This is a genomic window from Thermanaerovibrio acidaminovorans DSM 6589, from assembly GCF_000024905.1.
GTDB classification, from domain to species: Bacteria; Synergistota; Synergistia; order Synergistales; family Synergistaceae; genus Thermanaerovibrio; species Thermanaerovibrio acidaminovorans.
In genome coordinates, this window is sequence record NC_013522.1 from 547,665 (window position 1) to 561,118 (window position 13,454).

At 64.7% G+C, this 13,454-nt stretch carries 14 protein-coding genes; 3 read left to right on the top strand and 11 right to left on the bottom strand.

Going from position 1 to position 13,454, the window contains the following annotated elements; genetic code table 11:
* The first annotated feature begins 29 nt into the window (after positions 1 to 29).
* Both TACI_RS02560 and TACI_RS02565 read left to right on the top strand, forming a co-directional pair.
* Positions 30 to 827: an alpha/beta fold hydrolase gene (locus tag TACI_RS02560; RefSeq protein ID WP_012869263.1), complete on the top strand. Its 798-nt coding sequence runs from the start codon at positions 30 to 32 to the stop codon at positions 825 to 827.
* Positions 824 to 1,408 carry a PIN domain-containing protein gene (locus TACI_RS02565; RefSeq protein WP_012869264.1) on the top strand — a complete coding sequence of 195 codons (585 nt, stop codon included), beginning with the start codon at positions 824 to 826 and terminating at the stop codon, positions 1,406 to 1,408. Before TACI_RS02560 ends, TACI_RS02565 begins: the two co-directional genes overlap by 4 nt.
* A 31-nt stretch (positions 1,409 to 1,439) precedes the next feature.
* Here the strand turns inward: TACI_RS02565 and TACI_RS02570 are convergent, their stop codons facing one another.
* Both TACI_RS02570 and TACI_RS02575 read right to left on the bottom strand, forming a co-directional pair.
* A complete protein-coding gene (locus tag TACI_RS02570) occupies positions 1,440 to 1,994 on the bottom strand; it encodes a LemA family protein (protein WP_012869265.1) in 555 nt (184 codons plus the stop codon).
* Positions 1,995 to 2,032: 38 nt separating this feature from the next.
* A complete protein-coding gene (locus TACI_RS02575) occupies positions 2,033 to 3,952 on the bottom strand; it encodes a DUF2207 domain-containing protein (protein ID WP_012869266.1) in 1,920 nt (639 codons plus the stop codon).
* Positions 3,953 to 4,089: 137 nt separating this feature from the next.
* On the opposite strand from TACI_RS02575, the gene TACI_RS09405 reads away from it, so the two are divergent.
* Complete coding sequence (locus TACI_RS09405; protein ID WP_164925329.1) at positions 4,090 to 4,854, top strand: LacI family DNA-binding transcriptional regulator; 765 nt, start codon at positions 4,090 to 4,092, stop codon at positions 4,852 to 4,854.
* 9 nt (positions 4,855 to 4,863) lie between these two features.
* On the opposite strand, the gene TACI_RS02585 is transcribed toward TACI_RS09405, so the two are convergent.
* The 9 genes from TACI_RS02585 to TACI_RS02625 are packed head-to-tail and all read right to left on the bottom strand — an operon-like array spanning position 4,864 to position 13,391.
* A complete protein-coding gene (locus TACI_RS02585) occupies positions 4,864 to 6,231 on the bottom strand; it encodes a V-type ATP synthase subunit B (protein ID WP_012869268.1) in 1,368 nt (455 codons plus the stop codon).
* 6 nt (positions 6,232 to 6,237) lie between these two features.
* On the bottom strand, positions 6,238 to 8,007 hold the full coding sequence (locus TACI_RS02590) for a V-type ATP synthase subunit A (RefSeq protein ID WP_164925330.1): 1,770 nt from the start codon (positions 8,005 to 8,007) through the stop codon (positions 6,238 to 6,240).
* A 27-nt stretch (positions 8,008 to 8,034) separates the two neighbouring features.
* A complete protein-coding gene (locus TACI_RS02595; protein WP_012869270.1) occupies positions 8,035 to 8,646 on the bottom strand; it encodes a V-type ATP synthase subunit E in 612 nt (203 codons plus the stop codon).
* Positions 8,643 to 8,957 carry a V-type ATP synthase subunit F gene (locus TACI_RS02600; protein ID WP_164925114.1) on the bottom strand — a complete coding sequence of 105 codons (315 nt, stop codon included), beginning with the start codon at positions 8,955 to 8,957 and terminating at the stop codon, positions 8,643 to 8,645. Before TACI_RS02600 ends, TACI_RS02595 begins: the two co-directional genes overlap by 4 nt.
* 1 nt (position 8,958) lies before the next feature.
* Positions 8,959 to 9,378: an ATP synthase subunit C gene (locus TACI_RS02605; RefSeq protein ID WP_012869272.1), complete on the bottom strand. Its 420-nt coding sequence runs from the start codon at positions 9,376 to 9,378 to the stop codon at positions 8,959 to 8,961.
* A gap of 35 nt (positions 9,379 to 9,413) precedes the next feature.
* Positions 9,414 to 11,336 (bottom strand): V-type ATP synthase subunit I, encoded by a 1,923-nt coding sequence (locus tag TACI_RS02610; protein ID WP_242601180.1) that lies wholly within the window; start codon positions 11,334 to 11,336, stop codon positions 9,414 to 9,416.
* Positions 11,336 to 12,427 carry a V-type ATPase subunit gene (locus TACI_RS02615; RefSeq protein WP_012869274.1) on the bottom strand — a complete coding sequence of 364 codons (1,092 nt, stop codon included), beginning with the start codon at positions 12,425 to 12,427 and terminating at the stop codon, positions 11,336 to 11,338. The genes TACI_RS02610 and TACI_RS02615 overlap by 1 nt, the downstream gene beginning before the upstream one ends.
* Positions 12,424 to 12,768: an ATP synthase F0 subunit B gene (locus TACI_RS02620; protein ID WP_012869275.1), complete on the bottom strand. Its 345-nt coding sequence runs from the start codon at positions 12,766 to 12,768 to the stop codon at positions 12,424 to 12,426. The genes TACI_RS02615 and TACI_RS02620 overlap by 4 nt, the downstream gene beginning before the upstream one ends.
* The gene (locus TACI_RS02625) at positions 12,765 to 13,391 is read right to left on the bottom strand and encodes a V-type ATP synthase subunit D (protein ID WP_012869276.1); all 627 of its coding nucleotides are present in this window, start codon (positions 13,389 to 13,391) and stop codon (positions 12,765 to 12,767) included. The genes TACI_RS02620 and TACI_RS02625 overlap by 4 nt, the downstream gene beginning before the upstream one ends.
* Positions 13,392 to 13,454 lie beyond the last annotated feature (63 nt).

Here is a 13,454-nt window from a genome sequence, read left to right on the forward strand (position 1 = left end):
TTCGCATTACCGGTCTCATCCTGGCGTCCATGCTCATCCTGAAGGACGTTCAGCTCCACTACGAGGTCCACGGCTCCGAGGGGCCACCGTTGCTCATGATCGCCGGGCTCGCCTCCGACGTCTCCAGCTGGCAGTCGGTGTTGCCGGAGCTCTCCAAGCGCTTCCGGGTCATCCTGGTGGACAACCGGGGGGTGGGCAGATCCAAGCCGGAGGACCCGGAGATATCCATAGGCCTCATGGCGGACGATTGCGCCGCCCTCATAGACCACCTGGGCTATGGACCGGTGCACGTGTTGGGCCACTCCATGGGGGGCATGGTGGCCATGGACCTGGCCATCCGGCATCCCCAGAAGGCGAGGAGCCTGGTGCTGGCCGCCACCGGGGATCGGGTATCGGGGCGCAACGCCATGCTCTTCTCGGACCTGGCGGACCGGTACGACCGAGGAGGGGACCTGTCGGACTTTTACCGGACCATCCTCTACTGGATCTTATCTCCTCCCTTCTTCGAGGACCGGGGGATGGTCGATGAGGCGGTGGACTACCTGTTGGCCTACCCGTATAAGCAGTCCCCCCGTTCATTCCGGGGACAGGTGGAGGCCATAACGTCCTTCCGGGGGCTGGACCTTGGGAGGATCCAGTGCCCCACCCTGGTTTTGGCGGGGGAGCGGGACCTGCTCTTCCCCCTGGAGGAGGCCAGGGATCTGGCCCGCCGGTTGAGGGGCGCCCAGATCCGGGTCCTGGCCGGGGCGGCCCACTCGGTCCACGAGGAGAGGCCCGCGGAGTTCGTGGCGGCAGTGGAGGGTTTCATCAAGGGGGTGGACAGGTGAACATAAGGAAGTACATATACGTGGACTACGAGAACCTGCCGGGCGTCCAGCTGGAGAGCATAGACGACGCCAAGATCTTCATCTTTCTCGGGGAGAACCAGAAGAAGATCCCAGCGGAGACCATAAAGAGGATCCAGCCCATGGGCGACCGGGTGGAGTGGATAACCATAAGCGGCGTGGGGCGCAACGCCTTGGATTTCCACATCGCCTACTACCTGGCCAGGAACCACAAGGACCCATCCGCCTGTCACTACATAGTCTCCATGGACGCGGGGTACGACCCGCTGATCAGACACGTGGCCACCTTCGGCCAGCGGGTCAAGCGGATAATAAGCCTGGAGGACATAAAGGAGAGGCCCGCCCTCCGAGAGGACCTGGTGCCCAAGTACGGCAAGGTGAAGGAGATCCTCAGGAAGCAGGACAAGTCCCGGCGGCCCAAGTCCAGGAAGACCCTGGCGTCCAGCATCGAGACCCTCTTCCAGGGGCAGGTAAGCAAGGAGGACGTGGAGCTAATGGTGGAGCACCTCTTCCGGGAGAGGTTCATGGAGGAGAAGAACCGGCGGATAACCTACCTTGACTGACGGGGTGGGGGAGGCCCCACCCCGCTCAGGCTCAGCTGAAGCTCACCCTGGGGGCGCTCCTCTCCGCCGGATCCTCCAGCTGGAAGAAGTCCCTCTTGCCGTAGCCCATCATCCGGGCCACCAGGAGGCTCGGGAATGCGTCCACCATGATGTTGTAGTCCCTGACGGTGCCGTTGTAGTACCGCCGGGCCAGCTGGATGTCGTTCTCCAGCTCCCCCAGCGTTCGCTGGAGCTCCGTGAAGTTCTCCGACGCCCGAAGCTGGGGATAAGCCTCTGCCACGGCGAAAAGGGTCCTCAGCGTCTGGGTAAGCCCGTTCTCCACCTGGGCCCGCTCGCTCACCGACGAGGCGGACGTGAGTTGGTTGCGCAGCCGGGCCACCTCTTCGAAGATCTCCCGCTCGTGGGCCGCGTAGCCCTTGACGGTCTCCACCAGGTTGCCCACCAGGTCCCATCGCCTCTTGAGCTGCACGTCCACCCCGCTCCAGGCCTCGTCCACCATGTTCCTCAGTTTGACGAAGCGGTTGTATATTCCCAGGAACCACAGGAGCAGAACCCCTAAAACCCCCAATGCGATCAGAAGGACCATGTCCAACCTCCTCTCCAGTATCCTTGATCCTTTATCTCCTACCATCCACCCCCGCCGCCGCCACCTCCCCCTCCGCCGGATGAGCCCCCACCCCCGAAGCCCGAGGACGACCCAGGCGGGGTGGAGGCGGATGCGATGGAGGACGCCAGGCCACTGGACAGGGACTCCCCGAAGTCCCTGCCCAGGTCCATCAGGTTCCCATGATACCAGAGGGGAACGTAGGCGTGGGATACCTCACCCCTGCTGGCCGCCTCCTGGGCCATCTGGGAGAACCTCTCGGACCAGCGGTTCTCCACGTCCAGCGCCATGGCGTAGGGAAGGTACGACTCGAAGGTCTGAAGGCTCATCTCCGGCGGGTTGAGCCGATCCAGCCGGTCCTTCTCGGTTATGGCCAGGAACATCTTGAACCCCTCCAGCTCGTCCATCAGCCTTCGTCCCTCCCGGGTGGGGGCCTTCATCAGCCCCTTGAAGACCCCGCACAGGGTCCCAAGGAGGATGATCTGCCCGGTGGGTACCGGCCCGAGCACCGATTGCAGGATGTAGATGCCGAAGAGCTCCCCTGCAAGGAATGGGAGGAAGAATAACGTCAGGAACAGGGCCTTGAAAAAGGACCTGAAGGACCGGTAGCTGCGGAAGCCCCTCCAGGCGCCGATCACGTTCATACCCAGCACCATGATCCCCACGGTCCAGCCGGTTAGCCAGAGTCCCATGAAGAGCCCAAGCCCCTCCTGGACGTCCAGGGCGCTCGCCATGATGGCTCCCACGGACAGAAGGCTGAGCAGGACCCCCCCTAGCCAGGGAAGGGTGTTGGACCTGTAATAGGTACCCTCCAGCTGGTCCTCCGCCAGACCCTTCAGGGCGGTTAGGGCGTTCCTGAGCCGCTGGTGCTCCCCCTGAACCAGGGATATCTCCTTGGTCCCCATGGTGAAGAGGTTGGCCAGCACCACCGCCAGTTCCCTGGGCAGGCTCCTCATGTCCTCCGCCTTTAGGGTTATCAGGTAGTTCCTGCCCGCCCGGTCGATGGTCACGAACCCCTTGACCGCCGCGTCCACGATGGCACAGGCCAGACACTTGTGATCGAACCCCATCCGTATCAGGGCCCTGGCCATTGGAGGGGAGAGCCCCTCCGGGGGGTAGAAGCGGGGGATTACGGTCCCCCTTTCCGGATCCCTGCCCACCCGGTACCAGGTGATGAAGAGGAAACCCACCGCCAGGGCCCCTAGGGCGTAGCTCAAGGCCCGCCAGAGCCGGGCGGTGAGCCCAAGGACCTTAGGGGGCACGTTGCGGACGATCCCCTTGGGAAATGCGGCCGCCACCGTGAGCCCCTCGTAGGGGCCCAGGGGCTTGGTGGTCCAGAAGAGGGCGCTACCGTCGTCGTCAATCTTGAACTTGGCGTCCCTGCCGGTGCTCCCCATGGGGCCAGTGAAGGCGTCCAGCTTGGTGAAGTGGCCTCCCTTGGGCAGGTATATCCTGCAGGCGGCGGAGGCTATGGGGAGGGCCCAGCCGTTGCCAGTCACGTTCCAGTAGATCTCGTCGTGCCGATCGAAGAAGCCCACCTGCCTTGCGGTCCTGTAGGTCACGTCGTAGCGGTACCGTCCCGGCGGCAGGATCACGTCCTTGGACCCTATGTAGACCCTCACGCCGTTGCTGACCCCCTCGGTGTGCCAGGCCTCCGGCTTGCCGTCCCGGAACACCCTCTCCACCTTGAAGGGGACCCGAACGGTCCTGCCCTCCCGATCCCGGTAGGTGGTGGGGAAGTCCCTGTATATGCCGCGCCTTATCAGGTTTCCCTCCGCCCGGACCACGATGGTCTCCGTGACGGTCAGCTCCCCCTTCTCGGATATCCTGACAAGGCTGCCGAAGCTCAGTATGGCCTCCGACGCCACCGCCATGGACCCAAAACCCAGAACTGCCGCCAGGGCCAACCCCAGGATCATCGCTCCGAAGGATCTCCTCATCCAATCACCCCCCACGGGGCCAGGACCCCGCGTTTCGAGCCTTCATTATATCGCCACTACGCAATGTGGCGATATGGATTCTTGAAATATAATCCAGGGGAAGCGATCGATTTAGGGGGGTGTTCTTCTTGGCCACCATGAAGGACGTGGCGGCCCTGGCGGGGGTGGACAAGGGGACCGTCAGCCGGGTGCTGAACGGGGATCCGAGGATATCCGCCGCCACAGCCGAGAGGGTGTGGGAGGCGGTGAGGGCCCTCAACTATAGGCCCGACAAGGTGGCCAGCGGGCTATCCCGAGGCACCAGCGGGCTCGTGGCGCTGGTGCTGGCCAACGCTTCCGCCTGGTGGGTGGGGCCTCTCCTGGAGGGGATGGCCCGGTCTTTGGGATTGAAGGGCAGGGGGATCCTGGTATTGGGACAGGGCTGGTTTCGGTCGATCCCGGAGGAGCTGGCATCCCGCCGGGTGGACGGGGCGGTTTGGATGGGTCCCGTGGAGGGGGAGGTGGAGGTGTCGTTCCCGTTGGTGTGCTGGGGGCTGGATGTGGGGCCCCACTCGGTGGGTTTCTCGCTGGACCGGCTCCAAGGATCCATCCTGGAGGCGGTGGGCCCCTTCCGCTACGTGGGTTACGGCTGGAGCCCCTTCTCCCAGCTGGAGGGGGCGGCGGACCCCTCCGCCTCGGCGGCGGTGGTGGACCTGGCGTCCGGACCGTTTCCGCCGGGGCAGGTCCTGGGGGGAGATGTGGTCCTCTGCGGCCCCCCGCCGGGGGTGCGGGGGAGGCTGTGGGTTCCCTTCAGCCCCATGGAGGTGGGGACCGCGTTGGGCCGGACGCTTCTCCTGGCAAGCAGGGCTAGCGCCCGGCCCCTCCGGGTGAGGCTGGAGGCGAGGCTGGAGGCTCAAGGCTAGGCCCCGGGCCTACTTCATCCTCTGGTTTATCTCCGTCAGTGTGACCCGGGTCAGCTCCGATCGGGGCAGAAGCTTAAGGATCTCCCAGCCTATGTCCAGCGACTCGGATATGTCCCGGTCCTCCTCCTGTCCCTGGCGAAGGAACCTCTCCTCGAAGGCGGTGCCGAAGGTTAGGGACTGCTTGTCCGCCGGGGAGAGCTCCTCCTCCCCAACCACCGACGCCAGGGCCCTCACGTCCTGGACCCGGCTGTAGGATGCGAAGAGCTGGCTCGCCAGGTTTGGGTGGTCCTCCCGGGTGTACCCCTTGCCTATGCCGTCCTTCATCAGCCTGGACAGGCTGGTCAGCACGTCTATGGGGGGGTATATGCCCTTGGAGTTAAGCTCCCGGGAGAGCACTATCTGTCCCTCGGTTATGAAGCCCGTTAGGTCCGGGATCGGGTGGGTGATGTCGTCATTGGGCATGGTAAGGATGGGCAGCTGGGTAACGCTGCCGGGCCTGTCCTTGAGCACCCCCGCCCGCTCGTAGAGGCTCGCCAGGTCGCTGTAGAGGTACGAGGGGTACCCCTTTCGGCTGGGAACCTCCCCGGCGGCCACCCCTAGCTCCCTCAGGGCCTCGCAGTAGTTGGTCATGTCGGTTATTATCACCAGCACGTGCATCCCCAGCTCGAAGGCCAGGTACTCTGCGGTGGTCAGCGCCATCCTGGGGGTGGCTATCCGTTCGATGACCGGATCGTCCGCCAGGTTGAGGAACGTAACCATGTTGGCGTTTCTGCCCCGCTGGGACAGCTCCCTCATGAAGAAGGCCGCGTCGTCGTGCTTTATGCCTATGCCGGCGAAGCACACCGCGAAGCTCTCGTCCCCCACAATCCTGGACTGGGTTGCTATCTGGACCGCCAGACGGTTGTGGGGGAGCCCGTTGCCGGAGAAGATGGGCAGCTTCTGGCCCCTTATCAGGGTCGTCAGGGTGTCTATGGCGGATATGCCGGTGTGGATGAAGTTCCTGGGGTACCTCCGGGCCACCGGGTTGAGGGGGAGGCCGTTGACCGACACCCTCTTCCCGCCGTACACGGGTCCGCAGCCGTCTATGGGCTCCCCGATGCCGTTGAAGGTCCTCCCCAGCACCTGTCTTGACAGGGGCATCTCCAGGGGTCGCTTGAGGAACCGGACCGACGTGGAGGAGGGGACCAGGTCCTGGGTGCCCTCGAAGACCTGTACCGTGATGGCCTTCTGGCTCACCAGCACCACCCGGCCGCGCCTGGTGGACCCGTCCGCCCCAGTCACCTCCACCAGCTCCCCGTAGCCAACCCCCGGCACCGGGTCCATGAAAATGAACGGGCCGGTTATCCGGTTCAGACCCTTGAATTCAGCGGTAGCCAAGGTCCGTCACCTCCCCGTGGAGGCGGCGGTCCGCTCCCGGGCCACCCGCTCGATGTGGGCGTCCAGCCGCCGTTTGTGATCGTCGAAGGCCCTTATGTCGTCGGCGGGCAGCTCCCGCAGGTGCGCCATGGCCTCCACCGACTCGTGCCCCTTGATGAGCGACAGGGGGACTCCCTTCTTTATGAGCCCCTCGCATCGGTCGTGGAAGTATATGATCCTGTCCAGGATGGCGAAGCCCTTTGAGGGTGGTGAGTAGGCGTCGGGCCCGAAGGCGCTCTGCTGGAGGTAGCCGTTCTTTATCAGGAAGGCGGTGAAGGCCACCAGCTTCTGCTCGTCGGGGAGCACGTCCTCTCCAACCAGCCTTATTATCTGCTGGATCTTGTTATCCTCCGCCAGGATCTGGCTGGCCCGGGTCCTCAGGTCCTTCCACCGGGGGTCCACCTGGGCGGCGAACCAGTCCTCCACTTCCCGGGCGTACTCGCTGTAGGAGTCCAGCCACGAGATGGCGGGGAAGTGCCTGGCGTTGGCCAGGGACTTGTCCAACCCCCAGAAGCACCGGATGTACCTCTTGGTGTGCCGGGTCACCGGCTCGGTGAAGTCCCCCCCGGGGGGTGACACCGCCCCTATGATGGTTACGCTCCCGGTCTCGCCCCCCAGGGTTATGACCCGCCCGGCCCGTTCGTAGAACTCCGCCAGGCGGCTCGGCAGGTAGGCGGGGAACCCCTCCTCGGCGGGGATCTCCTCCAGTCGGCCGGATATCTCCCTCAGCGCCTCCGCCCACCGGCTGGTGGAGTCCGCCATGAGGGCCACGTGGTAGCCCATGTCCCGGAAGTACTCCGCTATGGTTATGCCGGTGTATATGGAGGCCTCCCGGGCCGCCACCGGCATGTTGGACGTGTTGGCGATCAGGATGGTCCTCTCCATCAGGGGCCTACCGGATCTGGGGTCCTCCAGGACCGGGAACTCCTCCAGCACGTCGGTCATCTCGTTTCCCCGCTCGCCGCAGCCGATGTACACCACCACCTGGGCCTCGCTCCACTTGGCCAGCTGATGTTGGGTCACCGTCTTGCCGGTGCCGAAGCCGCCGGGGATAGCGGCGGTACCCCCCTTGGCGATGGGGAATAGGCCATCGATGACCCGCTGTCCGGTCACAAGGGGCTCGTTTGGAAGCAGCCGCTCCCGGTATGGCCTGGGCATCCTGACAGGCCAGCTCTGTGCCAGGTGGACGGGGGTCACCCTTCCGGACCCGTCCGCCACCTTCACCACCCAGTCACGGGTGCGCAGGCTGCCCGAGGGCTGGACCTCCACCACCTCCCCCTCAACGCCGGGGGGCACCATGATCCGGTGGACCATGAGGGGCGTCTCCTGCACCTCCGCCACCACGGTCCCAGGGGAGACCATCTGTCCCCTCCGGGCGGTAACGGTCACGTCCCACCGGGCGTCCAGGTCCAGCTGTTCCACCTGGGCCCCGGGGGTTATGTATATCCCCTGGCTCTCCATCAGCCTCTCCAGGGGACGGCCGATGCCATCGAAGAAGCCCCCGATGAGCCCCGGCCCCAGGGTTATCGACAGGGACCTACCGGTACCCCGGATGGGCTCTCCAACCTTCAGCCCCTGGGTATCGTCGTAAACCTGGATAAGGGCCTCGTCGTCTTCCAGCCTTATGACCTCCCCCAGGAGCCCCAGGGATCCTATGTGGACCATCTCCCTCATCCCGAAGCTTCCCATGGAGGAGCCCCTTATGACCGGTCCGTTGACCATGGTCACGAACCCCATCTTGAGTTCTGACAAATCGCTTCCCCCCTAAAGAAGCTGAAGCAGCCTCTCGGCCAGCTTTTCGGATAGCTCCTGGGCCCTGGCCTGCCAGTCCAGCCGGACCTCCCTTCGTCCATCCTGGGAGGCGAGCCACAGCCCCCCCAGGATGGGGGCCGGCTCCGGGTCGAAGGAGACCCGGGCATCGGGCATGTTGGTCTTCACCAGCCAGGCCACCTGATCCCCCAGGCTGGAGTCGTTGGCCGATAGGCGGATCAGGTACGCCCCCTCCATCCCGGCGGACTCGATGCCCTCCATGGCCAGCCCCGCCAGGATCATGGGGTAGTCGTCCCGCTCCCTCAGCTTAACCAGCTCCTCCCGGAGCATTGCCAGGGCCTCGGAGATGAGCCGGTTCTGGTATCTAAGCGTCTCAAGGGAGTCCTCCCGCTCGGCATTTATCACTTGCCTTAACCGTACCTCCTCTGCCCTGCGGCGGGCGTCATCCAGGATCATCTCCTCCTCCTTGGCGAGACGATCCTCCTGTTCCCTTAGCCAGCCCTGCAGCTCCTCCCGGGCCTCCTGAAGGATCCGGTGCCTCTGGGCCTCCGCCTGGTCCAGCAGGAGCTCCTTGAGGGCGCTAAGCTTGTCGTCTCCGGTGGTCATCCCATATTCACCCCTATGGCTTCCTGAACGTAGCGGGTCAGGAAGTCCTCCCCCCGCCTGGTACCGTGCCGGTCCGGTATCTCCACCAGCAGGGGTAGCTCCCCGCTCTGCCTGAGCTGCCTCACCTTCTCCGGCGCCGCCTTGGCGGCCAGCTCGGTCACCAGGAGTATCCCCACGTCCCTCATCTCCCGGATCACCCGGTCGATGGCCTCCTCGGTGGCCTCCCGGCCGTGCACCACCACCCCCTCGATGCCCGCCAGCCTCATGGCCACCAGGGAGTCGTGGTTGTCGCTCACCAGGAACGCCCTCATGTCACATCTTGCCCATTATGAGGAGCGATACGATGACCCCGTAGATGGCGATACCCTCCGCCAGGCCCAGGTAGATAAGGGTGGTGCCCAGCATCTGGGGCTTCTCCCCCACCAGCCCAAGGGCGGCGGCCCCCACGCCGCTAACCGCCAGCCCCGCCCCCAGACAGGCTAGGCCGGTGGACAGGCTGGCCCCTATGAACCCAAGGCCGGACTGGGTCCCCGGCCCCGCGGCCGCCCCGGAGGAGGCCATGGCACCCCCCTCCATCAGGGCCAGGGCGGCGCCGGTGAGCACCAAGAGGGCCGATACCCCCACCGCTGCCCGCAACACGCCCCTTGGGTTCCTTGGTACCCGCCTGATTAGCGCCAACCCCACCAACACGAGCCCCACTGGGGCAGATACGGTAATCATGAGTCCGATCATCTAGATACCCTCCTTTTGATGTCCTCTCGCCCGGATCAGAGGCCGCCTCCGATCCTGACCCTTGGGTTGTCCCATCCGATGGGCTTGAAGGTCCTACCACCCCCCCTGTAGAACTTGCTGAAGAACTCGTAGTACTCCAGCCTTAGGGTCTGGATGAAAACGATGAGCCCCTCCAGCCCCACGATCAGCAGGTTCCCCGCCACCAGGATCAGCCCCCGGAAGAAGAGTCCCCCGGGGAGGTCCTTGACCATGTCGGACAGCATCATCACCGCCAGGGAGAGGCCCACGTGGTTGAGGGCGAAGGCCGCCAGGCGGACGAACGAGGCGGTGTTGCTCAGGAAGGACATTATCCCGTGCAGCGCTTCGAAGGCCTGAAGGTACAGGGGCTCCTGATGGGACGTCTTGGACTTGAGCAACACCCGGGCCAGCACGTCCCGGAGAACCATGACCGCCACGAGCCCCGTGAGCCCCAAGGATATGACCCAGGAAGGCACCGGCAAAGCCACCCCCCGGAAGGAGGCGTACAGCACCGTGGCGGCCACCCAGTAGAACACCAGCCCCGCCAAGCCGCCCCCGTCGAACAGCAGCCGCCCGAAATCCCCCCGCCGGTACTGGGTCACCATGTTGAACACCATCCCGGTGGTGACCATCAGCATGCCCACCGTAACGGCGGTGCCTATGAGCCTATCCATATCGTGCATTGGGGAGAGCCACAGGGAGGGCAGGAGCCCCTCCACGCCGAAGGCGCTGCCGTAGAGGAAGCCGAAGATGATCGATGACGCGCCGGCGTAGTAGAGGACCGTGGCGAAGGAGCGCCGCATGATCCCCCGTCGCCTCATGAGCCAGGTGCCAGCCATCAGCATGAGGCCGTGCCCCACGTCCCCGAACATGAACCCGAAGAACAGGCAGAAGGTTATCGCCACCGCCAGCGAGGGGTCGATCTCCCCGTAGGAGGGGACGCTGTAGAGGGCCACCACGTCCTGGAAGGCCCGGACCAGCCTGGAGTTCCTGAGCATGGTCGGGGCCCAGTGGGCGTCCCCCCTCATGGGCATGTCCTGGACGGAGAAGATGGACCTGGGCGCCAGGGCCTGGACCCGGTCCTTGACATCCTGGAAGGTGTCCTCCGGTATCCAGCCGGAGAGGACGAACAGGCCGCTTATCTCCCCCCGCCCCTGGCACAGGTCGTATATGCGTTGCATGGTGTACACCCGGGAGAACAGTCTCTCGTAGTAGTCCCGGTTCTCGCTTAAGCGCCGCCGGGACGCCCCCTTCAGGGCCTCCATGGCCCGCCTTACCTTGGATATCTGTTCCTCCAGTTGGTCCACCCCCAGGGGCAGAGGGGGGTACTCCTTGAAGTAGATGGAGTTAAGTAGCTTCCTCATGTTGCCCTCGTACTCCGGGAAGGTCATCACCATGGCCCAGGTACGCCCCCCCTGGGAGCGGATCTCCCGGGCGATTATGGGGGACTCCTCGATGCTGTCCAGGAGCCGCTTGAAGTTCTCGTTGGAGGCGCTGCCCATGACCACCCGGAGGAACCTGGTCCCGGTCACGTCATCCACGGACCGCCCCGCCTCCTCGAGGGCGGAGGCTAGTATCAGTGACGCCTCCATGTGCTCCAGCCGGTCCTCCAGGGCCTCCAGCCTGTCCCGCCAGACCCTGACGGTGGAGGTCACCCTCTCCACCTCCTCCCTCAACCGATCCAGTGAGAGGGACTGGTCCACCGTGACCGGGAAGGGCTCCGGCATCTCCTCCCCCGCGGCGCTCCACAGGGAGGACAGTCCTGTGAGCAGCTCATCGTAGGGGTTGTCCCTCCGGGTGGTCACCTTGGCCCTTATGGACCCGTCGGATATGAGGTAGTCCAGCGGCATGGGCTGGAAACCCCCGGAGAGCACCATCTCCCGGGCCACCAGCTCCATCTCCTCCTTGGGCCCCACGATGGTGAGGGCCAGCATCCTCATCACTGCCACAGGGAATCCCCCCTCGCTATGAGAGGCCTCGAGAGGTACAGGGCGGCGCTCCGCCTGTCGTAGTCGTACCTCACGTCCTCGATGGCGGTTATCAAGTCCTCCACCTCCAGCTCCCGGATGTAGATGTAGCAGAAGACGGACCCGAAGGAGGGGGGGGTGCGCCGCAGGATCCCCGCCGCCTTGATGAACAGGTGCCTCTTCAGGTTCCGCTCCAGTCCCATGTCGTCCCCCATCACCTTGGGGTTGAACACGTGTCCGTAGGGGGTCCGCTGGAGCTCTTCGGCGAAGGAGGAGGGCCTCTCCGCCTTCGCCAGGGCCCTAAGGAACCCCAGTTGCAACCGGTGCCGGTGGGGAAGTAGTTGCCCCATGATCTCCTCGGCGCCCATGGAGAGGATGAACCTGCCCCGGTAGATGGTGTACAGGTTGAAGAGGTCCCACCGCTCCCCCAGGAGGGGACCTATGTGGCGGCGGTCGTCACGATCGAGCCTCCCCAGGGCCTTGTAGAGGTTGCCCTCGGTGGTCAGGTCCAGCGCCATCTCCGCGTTGAAGAGGTCCCTTACCTCCCCCTCCTGGAGCCTTTGGAGGGGTTGCCTGAGGGGCTGGTGGTAGCAGGTGCCCTTGAGGGCCTCCAGCACCTCCTGGAAGGTGGAGGCGGAGACAAGCACCTCCAGCCGGACCCTGGAGAGGGGCACCTGGAACATCCTCTCCACGCCGGGGGATGGGTCCCTTCGGCCCCAAAGGATCCGCCTCAGGACCGACTTGATGTTGTCCCCATCCTTCCGCCATCCCCAGTGGACCAGGAGGTCCCTCCTGGGTCCCGTGAGGCGCCCGATGAAGTCCCCGGTCTCGCTCAAGGGGATGTGCTTCAGGGCGCTCTCCAGGTCCTGGCGGTGGACCTCCCCCATTGGCAACTTGGAGAGGTGGTCCCGGTAGCCCTCGTGGTGGGACAGCCGTTGGGCTATATCATCCACCCCGTCGGCGTTGAGCACCTCCCACAGATCCTGGTCCCCCAGGAGGTTGGATAGCATAACCCGGGCCTTGACCCCGCAGGATATGCTCTCCCCCTTGGAGGCCAGTCTCATGCCCCCCTCCTCCCGCTCAAGAGGGCCTCCGCCTCCTCGAGGGCTATGGCGGACGCCACCCGACGGCCGTTCTCCTCGAAGGCCTTCCGCATCCTCTCCCTCCTGGCCCTGCCGTTGTTCAGGATCTCCTCCGCCTCCGCCTGGGCGGCCCGCTGGGCGTTATCGATCAGGGCCGCGGCCCTTTGCTTAGCGGCGGATATCCTCATGTCCCTCTGGCGCATGAACTCCTCCTGGCCCCGGGCGATCATGCTCTCCGCCTCGTCCCGGGCCTCCTGCACGATCCTCCTGGCCTCCCCGTCGGCCCCCAGGAGCACCGCCAGGGTCTCCTCAAGAGATATCATCTCCGTTCACCCCCCTGTCCCTCCTTGGCGGCCTTCATCCTCACAAAGTCCTCCCTATCCATCTCCTCCAGCGCATCGGATATGAACCGGGCCGCCTCCCGGTTGTAGGGGATTATCACCTTCTTCAGGGCGTTGACCCGCCGATGGGTCTTCTTTATCTGGACCGCCAGGCGGTAGACCGAGTTCTCCACCTCCGCCAGCCTGGCCACCAGGGCCAGGACCCGCCGGGCGTTAACGTACGCCCTGTCCATGGCGCACGAGGTCCCTATGAGGGAGTAACTTGGGGATGGGGTCTCGTCGATGGGATCCACCTCGGGGATGTCGACCCCCATGATGGATCTGAGTCGGATGGTGATCTGGTCCGCAATGGGCACCGAGTTGGCCAGTTCCTCCACCGTGTCTATGCCAAGCGACACGTTGGCCCGCTTTAACGAGTCGTACGCCTCCTCGAACAGGGCCTTCATCTCCGCCTGGACCTGTTTGGCCGCCTCCATGTGCCTCATCAGCTCCATCATGAGCACCTGCCGTTTGCGTTCCAGCAGGTCGTGTCCCTTCTTTGCCAGGTCCAGGACCCTTAGGACCTTCGATAGGTTGCCCCTTGTGGGTGCCATCTTGGAGCTCATGGACTCAACCCCCTTGGCTTGTGAGGGGCTTTGAGAAGTCCCTTTTTTGTCTTATCCTTCGAC

What these genes read in the sequence shown, in the direction of transcription:
- TACI_RS09405 (WP_164925329.1), top strand. Translation starts at nt 4,090, where the DNA reads ATGAAGGACGTGGCGGCCCTGGCGGGGGTGGACAAGGGGACCGTCAGC.
- TACI_RS02570 (WP_012869265.1), bottom strand. Translation starts at nt 1,994, where the DNA reads ATGGTCCTTCTGATCGCATTGGGGGTTTTAGGGGTTCTGCTCCTGTGG.
- TACI_RS02600 (WP_164925114.1), bottom strand. Translation starts at nt 8,957, where the DNA reads ATGAGGGCGTTCCTGGTGAGCGACAACCACGACTCCCTGGTGGCCATG.
- TACI_RS02615 (WP_012869274.1), bottom strand. Translation starts at nt 12,427, where the DNA reads ATGAGACTGGCCTCCAAGGGGGAGAGCATATCCTGCGGGGTCAAGGCC.
- TACI_RS02605 (WP_012869272.1), bottom strand. Translation starts at nt 9,378, where the DNA reads ATGATCGGACTCATGATTACCGTATCTGCCCCAGTGGGGCTCGTGTTG.
- TACI_RS02560 (WP_012869263.1), top strand. Translation starts at nt 30, where the DNA reads ATGCTCATCCTGAAGGACGTTCAGCTCCACTACGAGGTCCACGGCTCC.
- TACI_RS02620 (WP_012869275.1), bottom strand. Translation starts at nt 12,768, where the DNA reads ATGATATCTCTTGAGGAGACCCTGGCGGTGCTCCTGGGGGCCGACGGG.
- TACI_RS02625 (WP_012869276.1), bottom strand. Translation starts at nt 13,391, where the DNA reads ATGAGCTCCAAGATGGCACCCACAAGGGGCAACCTATCGAAGGTCCTA.
- TACI_RS02590 (WP_164925330.1), bottom strand. Translation starts at nt 8,007, where the DNA reads ATGGGGTTCGTGACCATGGTCAACGGACCGGTCATAAGGGGCTCCTCC.
- TACI_RS02610 (WP_242601180.1), bottom strand. Translation starts at nt 11,336, where the DNA reads ATGAGGATGCTGGCCCTCACCATCGTGGGGCCCAAGGAGGAGATGGAG.
- TACI_RS02575 (WP_012869266.1), bottom strand. Translation starts at nt 3,952, where the DNA reads ATGAGGAGATCCTTCGGAGCGATGATCCTGGGGTTGGCCCTGGCGGCA.
- TACI_RS02595 (WP_012869270.1), bottom strand. Translation starts at nt 8,646, where the DNA reads ATGACCACCGGAGACGACAAGCTTAGCGCCCTCAAGGAGCTCCTGCTG.